Consider the following 20,443-nt stretch of genomic DNA (forward strand, 5'->3'; position numbering starts at 1 on the left):
GGCGAGAGGGAGAAGGACGATGGCGAAGAGTCATGTCGGTGTGGAGATCACCGAGGAGAGCGTGCGCGCGGTCGAGGTGACCCTCGATCGCAACCCGCATGTGCTCGCGTACGGCGAGGTTCCGCTGCTGCCCGACTCCGCGCGCGATTCCGAGGTGGTGGATCAGGGTGCGGTCGCCGTCGCGATCCGCCAGCTGTGGAGCAGCGCCGGCATCAAGGCCAAGAGCGCGACTCTCGGCGTCGCCAGCCGGCGCGTGCTGGTGCGCGAGTACTCCGCTCCGGCGATGGCGCCCGACATGCTGCGCCAGGCGCTGCCGTACCAGGTGCAGGACCTGCTGCCGGTGCCCGTCAGTCAGGCCGTGCTCGACTACTACCCCACCTCGCAGGAGGGCGACCGGCTGAACGGACTGCTCGTGGCGGCCGTCTCCGAGACCGTCGAGGGGATGATCGCGGCGTTCGACCGCGCCAAGGTCCGCATCGTGAACGTCGACCTGGCCTCGTTCGGCCTGGCGCGCGCGGCCGCCCGGCTGGTTCCGCAGGGCACGGTCGCCGTGGTCCACATCGGCGACCACACCACCCAGATCGTGATCCTGCAGGACGGCGTGCCCGAGTTCGTGCGCATCACGCCCGTCGACCTGGACACCACCGCCGTGCTGCGGAGGAAGGCCCTCGTCGTGGAGTCGGGCGAAGCCCCGGCCGCCCCGCACGAGCCCGCGGCCGCCGCCGTGCTCGACCCCGCCCGCGCGGCGGCCAGCGCGCTGAACGCGCAGTCGGATGCTGCAGCATCCGCTGCCACGTCGCGCCGCGCGCAGCTGCGCGGCGACCTCGGCCGCCGCCCCGTGACGGAACTCGTCGGCCGGATCAGCACCACGCTGCGCTTCTACCTGAACCGCCCGAACGCGGCATCCGTGCAGCAGGTGCTGCTGTGCGGCGCCGGCTCGGCCGTGCGAGGAATCACGTCCGGCCTCGCCGAGGACATCTCCGTGCCCATCCGTCAGATCGGCCTCGGAGACGTCGCCGACCTGCGCGGCGCGGAGCCGGCAGGCGAGTCGGCGCTGAACATGGTCTCGACACTGGGACTGGCACTGGGAGGAGCACGATGATGGCACGCGCAGTCGCGCCGCAGGTCGGCGCCACACCCCGGGTGAACCTGCTGCCTCGCTCCGAGCTCGAGCGCCGCGAACGCGAACGTCTCACCGGCACGTGGGCGCGCGTGGTCGTCGGCGCCCTCGTGCTCACGGCGCTGCTCATCGGCGCGGCCTACGCGTGGAACCAGTTCGCCCAGCAGCAGCTGGCCGCAGAGCAGGCACGCACCACCACGCTCACGGGCCAGATCGCGGGCCTCTCCGACGTCAGCCGGTCGCTGCAGACCGAGCGCGACCTGATCGCGTACCGGGCCGAGGCGATGGGGTCCGACCTGGCCTGGTCGGGGATCTTCGCCAAGGCCCGGGGCGCGCTCCCCGCGGACGTCACGCTGGTGGGCTTCGACCTCACCGTCGGCGCCGTTCCGGATGCCGCCTCCCAGCAGGCGGATGCCGAGAAGGCCAAGGCCGCGGCGAAGGAGGCCGTGGGCCTGACCGGCACCATCACGGTCTCCAGTCCCACACCGCGCGACATGGCGCCCTACGCCCGTGCGCTGCGCCAGGTGGACGGGATCTCCGGCGCCGACGCCAACGCGATCGCGACGGACAGCGGCAGCGGCTACCTGTACACGATCGACATCACCTTCGATCAGACGGTGTACTCGAACAGCTTCGCCCCGGCAGGGAAGGCCGCGAAATGAACAAGCAGCTGATCACCCTCATCGGGGCTCTCGTGACTGTCGGCGTCGTCGCCCTCGGCGTCCTGCTCGGCGCTGTGCCGCTCATGACCGGCGGTCTCACCGCGCTCGAGCAGACCACGCAGGCGGCATCCACCAACGCGACCTACGCGCAGCAGATCGACTCGCTGAACGCCGCGAAGAAGAACCTGTCGCAGACCGAGGCCTCGGTCTCCGCACTGCGGGCGCAGATCCCGGAGAAGCCGCTGCTGGACCAGGCGTTCGACATCGTCGACGCCGCCGCGACGGCGTCGGGCGCCACGATCACCAGCATCACGCGCGGCGAGCTGACCGCGTTCGAGCCGCGGCCGGCGCCGCCGCGTTCCGGCCTGGTCATCGAGAAGCCGGCGGCGACGCCGACTCCCGCGGCGGATGCTCCGGCATCCGACGGCACCGGACCGGTGTCCGATGCCAAGACCACCGCCTCGGCAGCCGACGCGAACGCCGCGGCGACCAGCGCCGACGCCAACGGGACGGCCGCGTCACCGGCATCCGGAGACACCGCGGCGAAGCCCGCGGACGCCGCCTCCGGACGGCAGCAGGTGCGAGTCTCGATCGCGGTCAGCGCGCCGACGATGGATGCCGTGCAGCAGTTCCTCGACGGGCTCCGCGACGCCCAGCGGCTGGTCGCGATCGACAAGGCGACGGTGACGGCGGGATCGGACGGCTTCGACATCAAGGTCGAGGCCATCACGTTCCTGCGCACGGACGGGAGTGCACAGTGATCCTGGAACAGCTCGGCGACCTGCTCGGAACAGCCGCGCGCGCAGGCGCCTCCGACGTGCACCTGACGGCTCGATCCGTGCCGCTCATGCGGGTGGACGGCGACCTGGTGACCATCCCCGGCTATGTGGACTCGCTCAGCCGCGACTGGGCGGAGGCCGCTGCGCAGGCGCTGATGAACGAACCGCAGCGCGAGGAGTTCGAGACCAGGCACGAGGTCGACCTGGCCCATGCCACCCCCGGCATCGGCCGCTTCCGCGTGAACGTCTTCCGGCAGCAGGGCGAGGTCGCCATGGCGCTGCGCTTCGTGCCAGGCGGCGTGTTCACCATCGAGCAGCTCGGCGCGCCCGCCGTCGCCCGCGACCTGGCCCTGCGTCCGCGCGGCCTGGTGCTGGTCACCGGCCCCACGGGCTCGGGCAAGTCCGCCACCCTCACCGCGATGGTCGACGTCATCAACAGCACCCGGCCGGTGCACGTGGTGACCATCGAGGACCCGATCGAGTTCCACCACGAGTCCAAGCGGGCGCTCATCCACCAGCGCGAGGTCGGCAGCGACACGGCGTCCTTCACCGAAGCGCTGCGCCGCGTGCTGCGCCAGGACCCCGACGTGATCCTGGTCGGCGAGCTCCGCGACCGGGAGTCGATCTCCACGGCGCTGTCCGCCGCCGAGACCGGCCACCTGGTGCTGTCCACCCTGCACACGCAGGGCGCCGCGAAGTCGATCAACCGACTGGTCGACGCGTTCCCGTCCGATCAGCAGGGGCAGATCCGCACCCAGCTCGGCGACACGCTGCAGGGCATCATCAGCCAGACGCTGCTGCCCCGCGCGCAGTCGCAGGGCCGCGTCATCGCCACCGAGGTGCTGATGAACGTCCCCGCCGTCGCCAACCTCATCCGCGAGGGCCAGGTGTCGCAGCTGTACTCGGCCATGCAGGCCGGATCGTCGGTGGGAATGCACACCCTCGACCAGGATCTGCGGCGGCTGATCAGCTCGGGCGCCATCGCCCCCGCCGTGGCACGCACCTTCGCATCCGACCCCCGCTCGCTGGAGAACGTGCACGTGAGCTCGGTGGGCGTGGACGCGGAATCGTGGTCCAACTACGCCGGCGGATCACAGCTCAACGATTGGGGCTCCTGATGGCTCTCATCCAGGAATACGAGTACCAGGCCGTCGACCCGGCCACCACCAAGACCGTCAAGGGCACGATGGATGCCCCCAGCGACTCCGTCGTGGTGGCCAAGCTGCGCGCGCAGGGGCTCACTCCGCTGCACGTCGGGCTGGTGTCGAAGTCCGGCCTGAACAGGGAGATCAATCTCCCCAAGCTGCGCAAGGGCATCCCCGCCTCGACGCTGGCGGTGTTCTCGCGGCAGATGGCCGCGCTGGTCAACGCGGGCCTGCCGCTGCTGCGCACGCTGACCGTGCTCGCCGAGCAGGCCGACGACAAGCAGCTGCAGAGCGTGCTGATCGTGGTGCAGTCCGATGTGGAGAGCGGCTCCTCGTTCTCGACCGCCCTGGGCCGGCATCCGGACGTCTTCCCGCCCCTGATGGTGTCGCTGGTGCAGATCGGCGAGACCGGCGGATTCCTCGGCAAGGCGCTGGACTCCGTGGCGGAGAACTATCAGAAGCAGTCCGACCTGCAGAACAAGATCAAGTCGGCCACCACCTACCCGATGGTCGTGCTGATCATCGCGGTGCTCGGCGTGTTCGCCATGATCACGTTCGTCGTGCCGGTGTTCAAGAACATGTTCGCCGGGCTCGGCAGCGCCCTGCCGCTGCCCACGCAGATCCTGGTGACCCTGTCCGAGAACATGCTCTGGATCGCGCCGATCCTGGTCGTGCTGGTGATCGCCGGGCTGGTGTGGTGGAGCCGCAACAGGTACACGGATGCCTATCGCAAGGTCGTCGACCCGCTCAAACTCAAGCTGCCCATCTTCGGGCCGCTGGTCACCAAGATGGCCGTGGCGCGGTTCTCGCGGAACCTGTCGATGATGCTGGATGCCGGTGTGCCGATCATCCAGGCGCTGGCCATCGTCGGGCAGGCCTCGAACAACTGGCGCATCGAGGAGACCGTGCGCGAGATCCAGGACTCGATCCGCGCCGGGCGCTCGTTCGCCGCGCCGCTGGCCAAGGCCGAGGTGTTCCCGCCGATGGTGGCGCAGATGGTCGCCGTCGGCGAGGAGTCCGGAACGCTCGCTGAGATGCTCGCCAGCATCGCGGAGTTCTACGAAGACGAGGTCGAGACCGCAACCGAGCAGCTGTCGTCGCTCATCGAGCCGGTGCTCATCGTCGGCCTCGGCGTGATCATCGGCGGCATGGTGATCTCGCTGTACATGCCGATCTTCACGCTGTACGGGGACATGGCCAAGCAGGGCTGAGCCTCGGCCCTTCGACAGGCACAGGGACCCAGTTATCGGGGCGCTGAGCCTGTCGGAGCGGACCCCCGCATCACACCGTGACGCGGAGGATCTCCTCGATGGTCGTGATGCCTTGGGCGACCTTTGCCCAGCCGTCCTCGCGCAGCGGCACCATGCCCTGAGACAGGGCGATCTCGCGGATCTCGCCGCCCGTGGCGTGCGACACCAGCGCGTGCTCGACCTCCTCGGTCACGTTCATGACCTCGTGCACGGCCACGCGGCCGCGATAGCCGGTGTTCGAGCACGCCGAGCATCCCACCGCACGGTGCACGCGGGCGTCGTGCGCGAGATCGGCAGGCATGCCGAGCGCGATCAGCGACGCCTCGTCGGTGTTCAGCGGAGCCTGGCAGCGGGTGCACAGCCGGCGGGCCAGGCGCTGGGCGACCACGGCGGTCAGCGCGGTGGCCACCAGGAACGGCTCCGTGCCCATCTCCGTCAGGCGGGTGAGGGCACTGGGCGCATCGTTGGTGTGCAGCGTCGACATCACCAGGTGGCCGGTGAGTGCCGCCTCCACCGAGATGAGGGCCGTCTCGCGGTCGCGGATCTCGCCGACCAGCACCACGTCGGGGTCGGCGCGCAGGATCGACCGCAGCGCGGCGGCGAACGTGAGTCCGGCCCGCGGGTTCACCTGCACCTGGTTGATGTCCGGCATCCGGTACTCCACCGGGTCCTCGACGGTGATGACGTTCACCCGCGGATTGGCCACCTCGCGCAGCGCCGTGTACAGCGTGGTGGACTTGCCCGAGCCCGTCGGGCCGGTCACCAGCACCATGCCGTGCGGCCGCGTGATGGCATCCTTGAACGCCTTCTCGTTGGCGCTGGAGAACAGCAGGTCGTTCATGCTGGTGTTCTGGCCGCCGTTGTCGAGGATGCGCATGACGATCTTCTCGCCCCACACCGTCGGCAGCGTGGCCACGCGCAGGTCGACCGCGCGCCCGTCGTGCATGACCGAGATGCGGCCGTCCTGCGGGATGCGCTTCTCGGCGATGTCGATGGACGACATGATCTTCAGTCGCGAGATGACGCCGTCCTGGATGCTGCGGTCGGCGCGCTGCATCTCGTGCAGCACGCCGTCGATGCGGAACCGCACGGTGAGGCGCTGCTCGCCGGGCTCGATGTGGATGTCGCTGGCACGGTCGTTGATGGCCTGCGTGATCAGCAGGTTCACGAAGCGCACGATCGGGGCATCGGCATCCCCGTCGTCGAGCTGCTCGGTGAAGGTGACGTGCGATGCGCCCGAGGTCTCGCCGATCTGCTCGGAGAGGTCGGTGAGCTCGCTGTCCGAGCGCAGGTAGCGCTCGAAGGCACGGCTGAGGGCATCCTCGGCCACGACGACGGGCACGATGCGCAGGTCGGTCACGCTGGCGACGTCGTCGAGCGCGATGATGTCGGTCGGGTTGATCATGCCGACGGTGAGCCGGTTCCGGCGGATGCGCAGCGGCAGCAGGCGGTAGCGACGGCACAGCGACTCCGGCACCAGCGCGATGACCTCGGGATCGAACTCGTACTCGGTCAGGTCGGTGAACCGGTGACCGGTTGCCAGGGCCACGGCCTCGGCGACCTGCTGCTCGGTGACGCGGCGGTCCTGCACCAGGCGTCGCGCGAGCGCCTCGCCGTCGCCCACCTCGTCGATCGTGTTCGCGATGTCCTCGGCGCGGGCAGCGCCCGCGAGCACGAGGTACTCTCCCAGTCCGCGCACGGCAGACATCCTTTCCCCTTCGCGTCCACCACCCCCGTGGGATACCCCTATCCCGGTGAACGCCTTCGGGACATCCTATGCGCCGCCGCGCGCCAGGGGAATGGGCGTGATGATCTCGGTACGGTCGGTCGGGTCTAGGCGATTGGAGTGAATGTCGCCGTGCGCGCTTAGGCTGGGTCGCATGACTGACGTTCTGCCCTCGGGTCTTGCCATCAGCGAGTTCAGCTCCGACATCCGCCCCCAGGACGACCTCTACCGCCACGTCAACGGCGCGTGGCTCGAGGCCGCCGAGATCCCCGCCGACAAGGCGCGCTGGGGCTCCTTCCACCTGCTGGCCGAGCAGGCTGAGAAGGACGTGCGCGCGATCATCGAGGAGTCGCAGGATGCCGAGGCCGGCACCCTGAACCGCAAGGTCGGGGACCTGTTCACCGCCTTCATGGACACCGAGCGCATCGCCGCGCTCGGCCTCGCCCCGCTGCAGGAGCAGCTGGCGAAGGTCGACGCCATCGACGGCATCCGCTCCTTCCTCGCCACAGTCGGGAACTTCGACCGCGAGGGCGTCGCGGCACTGATCGGCGTGTTCGTCGAGCCCGACCCGGGCAACCCCGAGCGCTACGTGCCGTTCGCCGTGCAGGCCGGCCTGTCGCTGCCCGACGAGAGCTACTACCGCCAGGAGAGCTTCGAGGGCACCCGCGCCGCGTACCGTGCTCACCTCGAGCGCATCCTGACGCTGGCGGGAGATGCGGATGCCGCGGCCACCGCCGACCGCGCCTTCGGCCTGGAGCACGAGATCGCCGCGCACCACTGGGACAACGTCGCCTCGCGCGACGCCGTCAAGACCTACAACCTCAAGACCTGGGACGAGTTCCAGCAGCTGGTCGGCGTCGACCTCACGCCGTGGCGCAAGGCCGTGTCCACGGCCAACCACGCCGCCTTCGACGAGCTCGTCGTCTACCAGCCCAGCTTCTTCGAGGGCCTGGGCGCCCTGCTGGTCGAGGAGCGTCTGGACGACTGGAAGGCCTGGCTTCGCGCCAAGGTGGTCCACGGCCTGGCGGGGTACCTCACCGACGACATCATCGCCGAGAACTTCTCCTTCTACGGCACCGAGCTCACCGGCACCCCGTCGATCCGCGACCGCTGGAAGCGCGGCGTCTCGCTGGTGGAGGGGTCCCTCGGCGACGCGGTCGGGAAGATCTACGTCGAGCGGCACTTCCCGCCGGCCGCCAAGGCCGCCATGGACGAGCTGGTCGGCAACCTGATCGAGGCGTACCGGCAGAGCATCTCGACCCTGGAGTGGATGAGCCCGGAGACCCGCCAGAAGGCCCTCGCCAAACTCGACACCTTCCGCCCCAAGATCGGCCACCCCGACGTGTGGCGCGATTACGAGGGCGTCGAGATCTCGGCATCCGATCTGGTGGGCAGCGCTCGCAGCGCCACGATCTTCGAGCACGACCGCCAGCTGTCGAAGGTGGGACAGCCCATCGACCGCGACGAGTGGTTCATGTCGCCGCAGACCGTGAACGCCTACTACAACCCGCTCATGAACGAGATCGTGTTCCCCGCGGCCATCCTGCAGTACCCGTTCTTCGACCCGAACCGCGACGCGGCCGCCAACTACGGCGGAATCGGCGCCGTGATCGGCCACGAGATCGGCCACGGCTTCGACGACCAGGGCAGTCGCTACGACGGCGAAGGCCGACTTCAGGACTGGTGGACGGATGCCGATCGCGAGGCGTTCGAAGAGCGCACCAAAGCGCTCATCGCGCAGTACGACGCGCTGGTGCCGGTGGGCCTGCCCGCCGAGAACCATGTCAACGGAGCCCTGACCATCGGCGAGAACATCGGCGACCTGGGCGGCCTCGGCATCGCGCTGAAAGCGTACGAGCTGTCGCTGCAGGGCGCTGACGCCCCCGAGATCGACGGCTTCACCGGAATCCAGCGCCTGCTGCTGAGCTGGGCGCAGGTGTGGCAGCAGAAGAGCCGCGAGGCCGAGACCATCCGTCTGCTGACCATCGATCCGCACTCGCCGAACGAGTTCCGCTGCAACCAGATCGTCAGCAACATCGACGCGTTCTACGACGCGTTCGGCGTGGACGAGGGCGACGCCCTGCACCTGCCGAAGGAGCAGCGCGTCACGATCTGGTGAGAAGGCTCCCGCCGGTCGCGATCAGGGGGCTACGATAGCCGAGTCAGTCGGATGCTCCCAGCTCCCCCGCCGTGCATCCGGTCACCGATGCATACTTCTGCCGTGAGGATTCCTGCGTGAGCTCCCCCTCCGCTGCGGGCCCGGACCCGTCTGAGAGCGCGTCGGTTGCGCCCGTCGATGGCACTGCCACCGCACCACGTCGCTCCCAGCGGGGCGGCCGACGCACGCCGCGCCGCGCTGCCGTCGGACGCCGGTCCTTCGCGTCGTCGCTGCGCGCCTTGGAGGAGCTCGCGACCTCGGGCGCGCAGGTGTCGGTGCACGTCGCCGATCTCGACACGGGCCGCACGGTGCTGTCGGGCGACGACCACGTGCCGCTGCCCATCGCCGGGCTCGGGTTCGTGCCGGTGCTGGTGGAGACCGCGGCGGCGCTGGAGTCGGGCGCGCTCGATCCGCTGCGCATCGTCGACCGGACCGCCGACGGTTTCGTGTCCGGCTCAGGGCTGTGGCGCAGCCTGCGCGCGCCGGCGCTGCCGCTGATCGACCTGGCCGTGCTGGCCGCCGCCACCGGCGATCCGAATGCCGCCAACGCCCTGCTCGACGCCGTCGGCCACGACCAGGTGCGCGCCCGCATGGTCAGCCTCGGGATGCCGCGCAGCGCCGTGCTGGATCACTTCCGCGACAAGCGCGGACCGGATGATGCCCCGCACGTCGCGGTGGGCACCACCGGCGAGTTCTCCAGACTCTTCGCCGCGCTGGTGAACTCCACCGTGGTGGATGCCGCCGTCAGCGTGCAGGTGGCCGAGTGGCTGAGCCTGAACCACGACCTCAGCCTGGTGGGAGCCGCCACCGGCCTGGACCCGTTCGCGCACGAGCACGACTCCCACGGGCTGCTGTTCATCAACAAGACCGGTCGCGACCGCGGCGTGCGTGCCGAGGCCGGCGTGCTGGCGGGCCCTCGCGCCGGCATCTCCTACGCCCTGACCGTGTGCTTCGACGATCTGTCGATCAGCCACAGGCTGCGCGCGCACGAGGCCTTCCGCATCCTCGGCACCGACCTCATGGAGTACACGCACTGAGCGGTGCGGGCGCTCCTCGCCCCTGGGCCGCGCGCGGCTCTTCTCGTCCCACGCTGCACTTCTTGACGGCTCGCAGCCCTCGCGCTGCAGTTCTCCGTCCGCGCTGCGCAGATCTGCGCCGCTTCGGTCGGAAACTGCCGCGCGACGGGAACTGCCGTGCGACGGGAACTGCCGCGTGACGGGAACTGCCGCGTGCACCGGGACGGTCGGCTACCGTCGAGGGATGATCCCCGCCGACTGGACCCCGCACCGCCGTGACGACGGAGAGCTCTTGGGCTGGATCCGCCCCGAGGGCGAGGACTGGGTCGCCATCGATGTGCTCGGCCGCACGGCATCCGCTCCTGTGGACTGGCTCGATGCCGAGGTCGCCCTCGAAGAGGTCGGGCTCGCGTGGCTCGCGGATGCGTGGATGCTGGAGGGCGAGGCATCCGCACCCCTCCGCGTGCGCTTCGTCGAGGTGACGCCGTCGGATGCCGGAACCACGGGCCGCGTCGTGGTGAAGGTCGACGACTTCGGTGACATCCAGCGTCCGCCGGCCGAGCGCTTCACGTTGCCCTGGCCCGCGCCCGCACGGCTGCGCCCCGCTCGCCCGGGCGATCCTGACGGTCGCACGCTCGGCTGAGCACTTCTGGCGGCATCGCCGCCCCTGCTGGTCGTCCGCGCCCCCGCTCAGCGGCGACGCTGAACAGGGGCGCGGACGCTGAACAGGGGCGCGGACGCTGAAGCGAGCCCGAGCGTCACGGCATCCGACTCAACTGACGCCCTTCATGAGCTTGAGCACGGGCCTCGCCGACAGCGCCAGCCCCAGGCCGACGACGATCGCGATGGCGCCGAGCACGGCGAAGTACGGCACCTCGTTCTCGGGGTCGTAGAACTGCACGAGCCAGCCCGAGATGGCGGTTCCCAGCGAGATCGACAGGAAGAACAGCGCCACCATCTGCGCCTTGAAGTGCGAGGGCGCCAGCTTGGTCGCCGCGGACAGGCCGATGGGCGAGAGCAGCAGCTCGGCGACGGTGAACACGAGCAGGATGCCGACGATCGCCAGCAGCGGCGTGGAGTTCTCGCCTCCGTTCGCGAACGGCAGGAACAGCAGGAACGCGGCTCCCATGACCATCGTGCCCAGCGCGAACTTCACCGGGGTGGTGGGCTGGCGTCTGCCGAGTTTGGTCCAGAGCGCGGCGAACACGCCGGAGAGCACGATGATGAACACCGGGTTGATGGACTGCACCCACACCAGTGGCATCTCCCAGCCGAAGATCATGCGATCCAGTCGCTTGTCGCTGTACACCGTCAGCACGGTGAACTGCTGCTGGTACAGCGACCAGAACGCCACGCTCGTGATGAACAGCGGAACGAACGCCCACACGCGAGAGCGCTCGGTGGCGGTGACGTGCCGGCTGGACAGGATGATCGAGAAGTACGCCAGCGTGGCCACCAGCGCGCCGATGATCACGAGGTTCGCGAGGTTGTCCGCGCGGACCACGCCGACCAGCGTCAGCACCACGATCAGCGCGATCGCGACGACCGCGATGCCGATCACCAGCGGGTAGCGACGCGCGGGCAGCGGGTTCGGCACAGCGGATGCCGCGGCGGGCAGCGCGCGACGTCCGAAGCTGTACTGGACGAGGCCCGCGACCATGCCGACCGCGGCCAGACCGAAGCCCCAGTGGAACCCGACCGTGTCCTGCAGCAGACCGGTCAGCACCGGCCCGAAGAACGAGCCCAGGTTGATGCCCAGGTAGAACAGCGAGAAACCGGCATCCCGGCGAGTGTCCTCCTCGCTGTACAGCGTGCCGACGACCGACGTCGCGTTGGCCTTCAGCCCGCCCGACCCGAGTGCGATGAGCACCAGGCCGGCGCCCACGCCCCAGAAGCCCGGCAGCAGGGCCAGGGATGCGTGACCGGCGACGATCACCATCGCGCTGAAGAACAGCACGCGCTCCGAGCCGAACAGCCGGTCGGCCAACCACGCGCCCAGGATCGTGGACAGGTAGACCGATCCGCCATAGGCGCCGACGATGCCGCCGGCCAGCGCCTCCGGCATCCCGAGGCCACCATCCTTGATGCTGAAGTACAGGTAGATCAGCAGGATGCCCTGCATGCCGTAGAAGCTGAAGCGCTCCCACATCTCGACGCCGAACAGGTTCGCGAGAGCTCGTGGCTGCCCGAAGAAGGTGGCGCCCGAAGTGGTGGTCTCGGGCGCTACGGGTGAAGAAGGCATTGCTTCAGCTTAACCGGCGGGCATTCTGGGGCCGATGTCGGACCCGGTCGAGGCATTCCCGAACCGCTGATCGGATGCCCGACCCGCCCCGCGTTTCGTTCCGCGGGCCGTGAGGGGCAGACTGTGACTGTGCGAACCATCCGTGATCTCGACACCGTAGAACTCATCATCGACGCGCAGGGGCTGCTGGACAGCATCCGCGGGCCCGAGCGCGTGATCGACGCCGGCACGCTGCGCGCGCTGCAGCAGTCCGGCAACTACGTCGTGGGGCTGTTCGACGGCGAGGACGGCTCCGAGCGCATGGTCGGCGCCTCCATCGCGTTCTTCGGCGAGCCCGGCAAGCGCACCATGCACTCGCACATCACCGCCCTGCTGCCGGAGTACCGCGGCCGCGGCTGGGGCCGCGAGCTCAAGGAGCACCAGCGCCAGTGGGCGTTCTCCCGCGAGGTCGGCCGCGTCACGTGGACGTACGACCCGCTGGTCGCCCGCAACGCGCACTTCTTCCTCACCGTGCTCGGCGCCCGCGTCACGTCGTACACCGTGAACCGCTACGGCATCTTCGGAGGCGGGGATGCCGGAGACGAGAGCGACCGGCTGGACGTGGAGTGGTCGCTGGCCGACATCGCCAGGCCGCCGGCATCCGAGGCCGTGCTCGCGACGGTGCAGATCCCGACGGACGTCGAGGCCATGCGCGTCTCGGACCCGGATGCCGCTCACCAGTGGCGGCTGCGGCTGCGCGCCGACATCGAGGAGCAGCTCGGAAAGGGCCTGCGCATCGCCGGCTTCGAGCCCGCCCGCGGCTACCTCTTCACCGCCTGAGTCCCCTCCCTCCCTCCTTTCCGTCGAGAGCACGGGACCTGGCCGAATGCACGGCATATTCGCGTGAAGCAGCCGTGCGCTCGGCGAGATGTCGTTCTCTCGACGTGGGAGGGGAAGGGGCGCATCACCGTGCGGGCGGCAGCACGAACGCCCCGGTGTCACCGGGGTTGACCGCGATCTCCCAGCGGAAGCCGTCGGGGTCGGCGAAGTAGCCGGAGTACCCGCCCCACTCGCGCCGGGTCGCCCTCGACACCGTGGCGCCGAGTCGCTCGGCCTCGGCGAGCACGGCATCCACCTCCGCCTCGGTCGCGAGATTGTGCGAGAGGGTGATCGGCGCGATTCCGGATGCCGGTGCTTCGCCGATCTCGGCGGTGAAGCCCTCCACGCTCCAGAGCGAGAGGATCACTCGCTCTGCGACGGGCAGCATCAGCACCTCATCGGCCTCGAAGATCGGATGCCAGCCCAGCCCGTCCACGTAGAAGGCCCGGCTGCGGGCCACGTCTGCCACGGCAAGGGTGATGAAGCTCACGCGCTGATCCATGCCCCCAGCCTCGCACCTCCCTCCCGCTCCGTCGAGAGCACGGGACCTCGCCGAGTGCACGGGCTCTTCGCGCGAACGACCCGTGCACTCGGCGAGGTGTGGTTCTCTCGACGCGGGTGGGGGCGTGGAGGAGGCACGGGTAGGATTGGGATGCCCGTGATCACGGGCGTTTCCCCGTAGCATCCGACCATTGGAGCCACCGTGGCCGAACAGTCCCGTCTTGACAAGGTCATCGCCCTCGCCCGCCACCGCGGGTTCGTGTTCCAAGCGGGTGAGATCTATGGCGGTTCCCGTTCGGCGTGGGACTACGGCCCCCTCGGCACCGAGCTGAAGGAGAACATCCGCCGGCAGTGGTGGCAGACGTTCGTGCGCGGCCGCGGCGACATGGTGGGCCTGGACTCGTCGATCATCCTGCCCAAGCGCGTGTGGGAGGCCTCCGGCCACGTCGCCACGTTCACCGACCCGCTGGTGGAGTGCCTGAACTGCCACAAGCGCTTCCGCGCCGACAACCTCGTCGAGGACTTCGAGGCGCGCAAGGGCCGCAAGGCCGAGAACGGCCTGGCCGACGTGCCGTGCCCGAACTGCGGCAACAAGGGGCAGTACACCGAGCCCAAGGCCTTCTCCGGTCTGGTCAAGACCTACCTCGGTGTCGTCGACGACGAGTCGGGCCTGCACTACCTGCGCCCCGAGACCGCGCAGGGCATCTTCGTGAACTTCGCCAACGTGCTCACCGCCAGCCGCAAGAAGCCGCCGTTCGGCATCGGCCAGGTCGGCAAGGCGTTCCGCAACGAGATCACGCCGGGCAACTTCATCTTCCGCACCCGTGAGTTCGAGCAGATGGAGATCGAGTTCTTCGTGCCGCCGGCTGAGGCGCAGCAGTGGTTCGAGCACTGGGTGCAGGCGTGCTGGGACTGGTTCATCGACCTCGGCATCGACCCTGAGAACATGCGCCAGTTCGACGTGCCCGAGGATGACCGCGCGCACTACTCCGCCGGCACCATCGACGTGGAGTACCGCTTCGGCTTCGCCGGCCACGAGTGGGGCGAGCTGATGGGCGTCGCCAACCGCACCGACTACGACCTGTCCTCGCACTCCGAGGCCTCCGGTTCGTCGCTGACGTACTTCGACCAGGCATCCGGCGAGCGGTACACGCCGTACGTGATCGAGCCGTCGTTCGGCCTGACCCGCTCGATGATGGCGTTCCTCGTGGACGCGTACGTCGAGGAGTCGGTGCCCAACGCCAAGGGCGGTACCGACACCCGCACCGTGCTCAAGCTCGACCCGCGCCTGGCGCCGGTCAAGGTGGCCGTGCTGCCGCTGTCTCGCAACGAGCGCCTGTCTCCGCTGGCGCGCGAGGTGGCCGACACGCTGCGCGGGCACTGGACCATCGACTTCGACGACGCCGGCGCCATCGGCCGCCGCTACCGCCGCCAGGATGAGATCGGCACCCCGTTCTGCGTCACCGTCGATTTCGACTCGCTCGACGACAACGCCGTGACCGTGCGCGACCGCGACAGCATGGCCCAGGAGCGCGTGCCGCTCGAGGGTCTGCAGGCCTACCTGGCCGAGCGGCTGCGCGGAGCCTGACCGCCCTTCCACGCCGAAACCCCTCCTGACCGTCGAAACCCCTCCCTGGCTGACGTGATTCAGGAGGGGTTTCGGCTGTGGTGAGGGGTTTCGGCGGAGTGCGGAGCGGCGGTCAGACGCGCAGGGCTGGACTCAGAAGTCCTCGCCCTCGGCCTGCGAGGGGTGCTTTTCGAACCAGTAGGGGCGGCCGATGAAGAGCAGGGCGTCGGTGTCGATGAGGTCTGAGGCGTTGTTCACGGAAGCTCCTTTGCGTGGTGGTCTGCATCCAGCCTGCGGCACGAACACGGGGGTTTGCAGCCGGATGCATGCGAAAGAAGCACGTTTCCTTCGCGCAGGGCAAAGAGCGTGCGTGGACGCATTGCCTCGTGCGTGGCGTCGCTCACGAGGGGTTTCGCCGTACTGGAGAGTCTCGGTGGCGTGAGGCGGATGCTGTGCGGCGGCCGGAGGCGGATGCCGGGGCTCAGCCCCGCGCGATGCGCAGCGTGCGCACTTCGAACGGATGCAGCGACAGCTCGCCGCCGGTGCGAGGTTCGTCCAGCTCGTCTTCGATGAGTGAGACCTCGCGGATGCCGGTGTGTTCGAACGCCACCGTCAGCGCACCCGTCGTGCGGCGGCCCAGCGACTCGTAGACGCGCACGATCACGTCGCCGGAGCGGTCGTCTGCCAGCTTGACGGACGAGACGACGAGACCCGTACCGGTCACGGACACCAGCGGCTCGAGCTCGTTCGCACCACGCACCAGCTGTGCGGGGGAGTTGAGCGCGATCCCCTCGGCGGTCGCGAGCTCGGCATCCGCACCGATCACCAGACCGACGGCGATCTCGTGGTGCCCGTGGTCGGTGTCCGGGTCGGGGAACCGCGGCGCGCGCAGCAGCGACAGCCGGATGGTGGTGGTGACGTCATCGCCGTCCACGTCACGCGAGGTGTCGTAGCCGTAGATCGAGTCGTTCACGAGCGCGACGCCGAAGCCGTCGTCCTCCTGCACCAGCACGAAGCGGTGCATCGAGGTCTCGAACTTCGCCGCCTCCCAGCTGGTGTTCACGTGCGTCACGCGGCGCTGGAACCCGAACTGCGTCTCGGCCAGCGTCTCGCGGGCGAATACGTCCAGCGGGAACGCCAGCTTGAGCAGCTTCTCGGTCTCGTGCCAGTCGATGTCGTTCTGCAGGAGCACCGTGCGCGAGCCCGGGCGCAGGGTGATGGTCTGGGTGATCTCGGATGCCGAGAACGCGCGCTTCACGGTCACGACGGCGGCGCCGTCGATGACGGATGCCTTCAGGGAGACGACCCCTGTGAGATCCTCGACCCGGTTGCGGTAGTAGCGGTCGATGTCCCAGGCATCCCACTTGTTGGGGAAGTCCTGGTGCAGCTGGAACAGGTTCGCGGGTCGGCCCGCGGGGATGGCGTCGCGGCCGGATGCCCGATCGATCGCCGAGGTGATCAGGCCCTCGGGCGAGACGGTGACCGCGACGAGGTCGTTCTCGAGCTGGATGCCGTCGGGGCCCTTCGACAGGCTCAGGGACCCAGTCTCGGGGCGACCCTTCGACGGGCTCAGGGACCCAACCTCCAGGGACTCAGCCTTCTGGGGCGCTGAGCCTGTCGAAGCGTCATCCGCGAACTCCGCGCCCAGCGCACGCCCGCCGCCGACCGAGGTGGGGGTGAAGCGCAGCATCCGCTCGCCTTCACCCGCGAGCGCGCGCGTCGCAGCATCCGTCAGCGTGCGAGCATCCGCCACCACCTGCGTCAGCACGGCGACGGCCTCGCGATGCACCCACGCGATCGACGTGCCGGGCAGGATGTCGTGGAACTCGTGCAGCAGCACGGTCTCCCACAGCCGATCCAGCTCCTCGTACGGGTACTCAGCGCCCAGCCGCACGGCGGCGGTCGTCGCCCACAGTTCTGCCTCGAGCACCGCCTGCTCGGCACGGCGGTGCAGCGCCTTGGTGGCGTGCTGACTGGTCAGCGTGCCGCGGTGCAGCTCCAGGTACAGCTCGCCGACCCAGACGGCGGGATCCGTGAGTTCTGCGCGAGCGTCGTCGAAGAAGACATCCGGATGCTTCCACTCGACCTGCGCGGATCCCTCCAGCGACGACAGGCGCGCGGCCCTGCCGGTCATCTCGCGGGTGGTGCCGCCGCCGCCGTCACCCCAGCCGACCGGCGCGATCGACATGGTGGCAACCCGGTTCTCCTGGAACTGGCGCGACGCCTTCGCCACCTCCGACCCGCTCAACTGCGACGTGTACGTGTCCATCGGCGGGAAGTGCGTGAACATGCGCGAGCCGTCGATCCCCTCCCACAGGAAGCTGTGGTGCGGGAACCTGTTTCGCTGGTTCCAGGAGATCTTCTGCGTGAAGAACCACTCGAACCCGGCCCGGCGCATCAGCTGCGGCAGGGCGGGGGAGTAGCCGAAGCTGTCGGGCAGCCAGACGCCCTTGGAGCGGATGCCGAACTCGCGCTCGAAGAAGTGCTGGCCGTGCGAGAACTGGCGCACCAGCGACTCGCCGGTGGGCATGACCGTGTCGGACTCCACCCACATGCCGCCCAGCGGCAGGAAGCGGCCCGCCTTCACCGCGTCGCGAACCCGGGCGTACACCTCCGGCCGGTGCTCCTTGAGCCAGGCGTACTGCTGGGCGCTGGACATGCCGTACAGGAAGTCGGGCTGCTCGTCGATGAGCGCGGTCATCGACGACGTCGTGCGGGCCACCTTGCGGATCGTCTCGCGCACCGGCCACAGCCAGGCGGAGTCGATGTGGGCGTGGCCGATGGCGGCGATGCGGTGCGCGCTGGCCTCCGCGGGGGAGGCGAGAACATCGGCCAGCTTCGCGCGGGCGTCCGGTGCGGTCTCGGTGATGCGCTGCAGATCCAGCACGTCGAGGGCGTCGTCGAGGGCCTGCAGGATGCGCATGCGGCGCGGGCCGGTCTCGGGCAGCTCTGCCTGCAGTTCGATGAGCACCTCCACGTCGAGCGCCAGCTCGAACACCTCCGGTTCGAACACCGCCAGATCCATGTGCCGCACCCGGTACAGCGGCTCGGGGGAGGAGGTGCGGATGTCGCCCTGCTGCGTGGGCAGGAACGGGTGGTAGTCCAGCAGCACCGGGTTGGAGGCGCCCTCCAGGTAGAACTCCACGGCGGCGCCCGGCTCGGCGGCATCCGTGACCGGAAGCCACTGGTTGCGCGGGTTGATGCTCTTCAGCGGCGTGCCGTCGGGGCGGTACGCCAGCGCCTCGCACTGGAAGCCGGTCATGTTCTGATCGAACCCCAGGTCGATGAGCGCCTCGACCTTCTTGCCGGCCCAGTCCGCGGGCACCTCGCCGCGCAGGCGGAACCACGTGGTGCCCCAGGCCGGCCCCCACATGCTGCCTGCCTCGAACGGCTGGTACTCCAGCGCGAGTCCCTCGGCGGGCGTGATGGGCTCGCCGGGCAGGACGTTCGCGCCGATGTCGAGCGGCACCCGGGCGGAGTGGATGGCCGGGCGCACGCGCTCGGCGAGCACCCGGTTGGCGCGGCCGACGGTGAGGGAGGTCTCTTCGTGCACAGTCCGCTCCTTGCGGTTCAGGCGGTGGCGCCGGGGTCGACGACGGTGTTGCTCGACGCGTAGGCCCGCGATCCGGTGGCCAGGTCGGGGCGGAGCAGTTCGGTGATGCCCCGGTTCGCGAGGATGGCGGCATCCGCGGCATCCGTCGAGGTGATGAAAGCCGGATCCGCACCGGCCTCGCACGCGTCCACCCAACTCTGGAAGATCGCGCCGCCGGGACTCATCGCGGCGCGGCTGACGGGGAGGTCCGCCTCGTCGACCTCGATGACGATGCCCAGCGTGCGCGCCGGTGCGGGACGGCGCTCCCGCAGCTCGGGGATGATCTCGGCGAAGCGACGGCCGATGGGCTTCGCGGCGCCGCCGTTCTCGATCAGCCCCAGCGAGTACTCCAGCTCGGGGAAGTCGGCCAGCGCCCTGCTCACGTCGTGGGAGCACCACCAGGTGATGCCCCACAGATTCTCGGTGCGCACGGCGCTGCGCACCGTCGCCTCCAGGAAGTCCGGGGTCTCGGCGTCCGCGAGGCAGTTCGACGGCGCCCCCACCTCCTGCAGCCAGGTGACGCGTCCGGGGTCGGTCGCGAACGCGCGAGAGAGCTCGATCAGGTACTCGGCGTGACGATCGGATGCCGTGGAGCGCCCTCCGTAGCGCTGTGCGGTGCCGTTGAAGATCCAGGAATGCACGGTCGTCATGGCACCCAGCCGTGCGGCGAGGGCCGGCGTGAACGCGTGGCCGTCCAGGTACCAGGCCACGTCGTACTCGCTGTGCACGTGCTGCCGACCGGGGGCGCTGCGCTCTGCGGCATCCAACAGCGTCGTGATCCAGTTCTCGGCCTCGGCGGTGGTCAGCGGCCATGGCGACGGGTGCACCGGGGCGGAGAACTGGTTGGTCTCATTTCCGGTCGTGAAGCCCAGGAAGTTTTCGGCATCCGCCAGCGCCGCACCCAGCCGCTCTACGAGAGCGGTCTGACCGCTGAGCGCCTCGGGGTGCGTGAACATGTTCTTGTCGTGCCAGGTGTACAGCCATGACGGGATGAAGTCGAAGCTCGACAGGTGCCCCTGGATCACATCCACGCTGGCGTCCAGATCGAACTCGGCCGCAGCATCCACCACGGCGCGCACATCGGCGACGGCCTGCTCGCGGATCAGCGTGCGGTTCGGCTGCAGCACCGGCCACAGCGGGAAGACGCGCACATGGTCCAGCCCCAGCTCCGCCAGACCGGCGAAGTCCCGTCGCACGTCATCCAGGTTCAGGGACAGCCACGAGTGCATCCAGTCCTTCGACGGCGTGTAATTCGCGCCGAAGCGCAGCGGTGCGCCGGGTTCGAGCATGGTCGGCATCCTCGAATCGTACCCGCGGCGCACAGCCGCGACCGGCGGTGTCCGCGTGGCCGATAGGATTTCCCTGTCGTACAGGAGGAGACACGATGACGGATGCTGCCACGAAGAAGCACCAGGACTACAACCCGGGTCCGCGGGTGGGGATCACGTTCTCGACCTTCGACCTGCTGCACGCCGGTCACATCATGATGCTGGCCGAGGCCAAGCGGCAGTGCGACTACCTGATCTGCGGTCTGCAGATGGACCCGACCCTGGACCGTCCCGAGAAGAACGCTCCGACCCAGACGGTCGTGGAGCGCTACATCCAGCTGCGCGGCTGCGAGTACGTCGACGAGATCGTGCCGTACTCCACCGAGCAGGATCTCGAGGACATCCTGCGCTCCTTCAAGCTCGACGTGCGCATCGTCGGCGACGAGTACGAGGACCGCGACTTCACCGGCCGCGCGTACTGCGAGGAGGCCGGCATCGAGCTGTACTTCAACAGCCGCAACCACCGCTTCTCCAGCTCGGGCCTGCGCAAGATCGTCGC

At 69.3% G+C, this 20,443-nt stretch carries 16 protein-coding genes; 11 read left to right on the forward strand and 5 right to left on the reverse strand.

Going from position 1 to position 20,443, the window contains the following annotated elements:
* The first annotated feature begins 19 nt into the window (after nt 1–19).
* The 5 genes from pilM to Q0568_RS02345 are packed head-to-tail and all read left to right on the forward strand — an operon-like array spanning nt 20 to nt 4,917.
* Nucleotides 20–1,102: a pilus assembly protein PilM gene (pilM, locus tag Q0568_RS02325; protein ID WP_298861588.1), complete on the forward strand. Its 1,083-nt coding sequence runs from the start codon at nt 20–22 to the stop codon at nt 1,100–1,102.
* Nucleotides 1,102–1,782, forward strand: coding sequence for a hypothetical protein (locus tag Q0568_RS02330; protein ID WP_298861590.1), 681 nt, complete (start codon nt 1,102–1,104; stop codon nt 1,780–1,782). The genes pilM and Q0568_RS02330 overlap by 1 nt, the downstream gene beginning before the upstream one ends.
* Complete coding sequence (locus tag Q0568_RS02335) at nt 1,779–2,543, forward strand: hypothetical protein (protein WP_298861593.1); 765 nt, start codon at nt 1,779–1,781, stop codon at nt 2,541–2,543. The genes Q0568_RS02330 and Q0568_RS02335 overlap by 4 nt, the downstream gene beginning before the upstream one ends.
* The gene (locus Q0568_RS02340) at nt 2,540–3,679 is read left to right on the forward strand and encodes a type IV pilus twitching motility protein PilT (protein WP_298861596.1); all 1,140 of its coding nucleotides are present in this window, start codon (nt 2,540–2,542) and stop codon (nt 3,677–3,679) included. Before Q0568_RS02335 ends, Q0568_RS02340 begins: the two co-directional genes overlap by 4 nt.
* Nucleotides 3,679–4,917 (forward strand): type II secretion system F family protein, encoded by a 1,239-nt coding sequence (locus tag Q0568_RS02345; RefSeq protein ID WP_298861601.1) that lies wholly within the window; start codon nt 3,679–3,681, stop codon nt 4,915–4,917. The genes Q0568_RS02340 and Q0568_RS02345 overlap by 1 nt, the downstream gene beginning before the upstream one ends.
* A 70-nt stretch (nt 4,918–4,987) precedes the next feature.
* Here Q0568_RS02345 and Q0568_RS02350 read toward each other — a convergent pair whose 3' ends face one another.
* Nucleotides 4,988–6,664, reverse strand: coding sequence for an ATPase, T2SS/T4P/T4SS family (locus tag Q0568_RS02350; protein WP_298861604.1), 1,677 nt, complete (start codon nt 6,662–6,664; stop codon nt 4,988–4,990).
* A gap of 172 nt (nt 6,665–6,836) precedes the next feature.
* On the opposite strand from Q0568_RS02350, the gene Q0568_RS02355 reads away from it, so the two are divergent.
* The 3 genes from Q0568_RS02355 (at nt 6,837) to Q0568_RS02365 (ending at nt 10,499) form a co-directional block, all read left to right on the forward strand.
* Nucleotides 6,837–8,801, forward strand: a complete 1,965-nt coding sequence (locus tag Q0568_RS02355) for a M13-type metalloendopeptidase (protein ID WP_298861606.1) — start codon at nt 6,837–6,839, stop codon at nt 8,799–8,801.
* 116 nt (nt 8,802–8,917) lie between these two features.
* On the forward strand, nt 8,918–9,877 hold the full coding sequence (locus Q0568_RS02360) for a serine hydrolase (protein WP_298861609.1): 960 nt from the start codon (nt 8,918–8,920) through the stop codon (nt 9,875–9,877).
* 223 nt (nt 9,878–10,100) lie between these two features.
* Nucleotides 10,101–10,499 (forward strand): hypothetical protein, encoded by a 399-nt coding sequence (locus tag Q0568_RS02365; protein ID WP_298861612.1) that lies wholly within the window; start codon nt 10,101–10,103, stop codon nt 10,497–10,499.
* Nucleotides 10,500–10,628: 129 nt separating this feature from the next.
* On the opposite strand, the gene Q0568_RS02370 is transcribed toward Q0568_RS02365, so the two are convergent.
* On the reverse strand, nt 10,629–12,098 hold the full coding sequence (locus Q0568_RS02370; protein ID WP_298861615.1) for a peptide MFS transporter: 1,470 nt from the start codon (nt 12,096–12,098) through the stop codon (nt 10,629–10,631).
* A 129-nt stretch (nt 12,099–12,227) separates the two neighbouring features.
* Here Q0568_RS02370 and Q0568_RS02375 point away from each other — a divergent pair, with 129 nt between their 5' ends.
* Nucleotides 12,228–12,917: a GNAT family N-acetyltransferase gene (locus Q0568_RS02375; protein WP_298861618.1), complete on the forward strand. Its 690-nt coding sequence runs from the start codon at nt 12,228–12,230 to the stop codon at nt 12,915–12,917.
* Between the two features lie 124 nt (nt 12,918–13,041).
* Here the strand turns inward: Q0568_RS02375 and Q0568_RS02380 are convergent, their stop codons facing one another.
* Nucleotides 13,042–13,458, reverse strand: a complete 417-nt coding sequence (locus Q0568_RS02380; protein WP_298861621.1) for a VOC family protein — start codon at nt 13,456–13,458, stop codon at nt 13,042–13,044.
* A 201-nt stretch (nt 13,459–13,659) separates the two neighbouring features.
* On the opposite strand from Q0568_RS02380, the gene Q0568_RS02385 reads away from it, so the two are divergent.
* On the forward strand, nt 13,660–15,045 hold the full coding sequence (locus Q0568_RS02385) for a glycine--tRNA ligase (RefSeq protein ID WP_298861625.1): 1,386 nt from the start codon (nt 13,660–13,662) through the stop codon (nt 15,043–15,045).
* A gap of 460 nt (nt 15,046–15,505) precedes the next feature.
* Here Q0568_RS02385 and Q0568_RS02390 read toward each other — a convergent pair whose 3' ends face one another.
* Complete coding sequence (locus Q0568_RS02390; protein WP_298861628.1) at nt 15,506–18,577, reverse strand: glycoside hydrolase family 38 C-terminal domain-containing protein; 3,072 nt, start codon at nt 18,575–18,577, stop codon at nt 15,506–15,508.
* A 17-nt stretch (nt 18,578–18,594) separates the two neighbouring features.
* Complete coding sequence (locus tag Q0568_RS02395) at nt 18,595–19,914, reverse strand: glycosyl hydrolase (protein ID WP_298861630.1); 1,320 nt, start codon at nt 19,912–19,914, stop codon at nt 18,595–18,597.
* A gap of 86 nt (nt 19,915–20,000) precedes the next feature.
* Between Q0568_RS02395 and Q0568_RS02400 the strand changes: the two genes are divergently transcribed.
* Nucleotides 20,001–20,443: adenylyltransferase/cytidyltransferase family protein (locus Q0568_RS02400; protein ID WP_298861633.1), on the forward strand; the 443-nt coding region annotated here is incomplete at its 3' end.

Source organism: uncultured Microbacterium sp. (genome assembly GCF_937927635.1).
Lineage (GTDB): Bacteria > Actinomycetota > Actinomycetes > Actinomycetales > Microbacteriaceae > Microbacterium.

Excerpts from the sequence above, each read along its gene's own strand:
- pilM (WP_298861588.1), top strand. The coding sequence starts at position 20 with ATGGCGAAGAGTCATGTCGGTGTGGAGATCACCGAGGAGAGCGTGCGC.
- Q0568_RS02330 (WP_298861590.1), top strand. The coding sequence starts at position 1,102 with ATGGCACGCGCAGTCGCGCCGCAGGTCGGCGCCACACCCCGGGTGAAC.
- Q0568_RS02335 (WP_298861593.1), top strand. The coding sequence starts at position 1,779 with ATGAACAAGCAGCTGATCACCCTCATCGGGGCTCTCGTGACTGTCGGC.
- Q0568_RS02345 (WP_298861601.1), top strand. The coding sequence starts at position 3,679 with ATGGCTCTCATCCAGGAATACGAGTACCAGGCCGTCGACCCGGCCACC.
- Q0568_RS02350 (WP_298861604.1), bottom strand. The coding sequence starts at position 6,664 with ATGTCTGCCGTGCGCGGACTGGGAGAGTACCTCGTGCTCGCGGGCGCT.
- Q0568_RS02355 (WP_298861606.1), top strand. The coding sequence starts at position 6,837 with ATGACTGACGTTCTGCCCTCGGGTCTTGCCATCAGCGAGTTCAGCTCC.
- Q0568_RS02365 (WP_298861612.1), top strand. The coding sequence starts at position 10,101 with ATGATCCCCGCCGACTGGACCCCGCACCGCCGTGACGACGGAGAGCTC.
- Q0568_RS02370 (WP_298861615.1), bottom strand. The coding sequence starts at position 12,098 with ATGCCTTCTTCACCCGTAGCGCCCGAGACCACCACTTCGGGCGCCACC.
- Q0568_RS02380 (WP_298861621.1), bottom strand. The coding sequence starts at position 13,458 with ATGGATCAGCGCGTGAGCTTCATCACCCTTGCCGTGGCAGACGTGGCC.
- Q0568_RS02395 (WP_298861630.1), bottom strand. The coding sequence starts at position 19,914 with ATGCCGACCATGCTCGAACCCGGCGCACCGCTGCGCTTCGGCGCGAAT.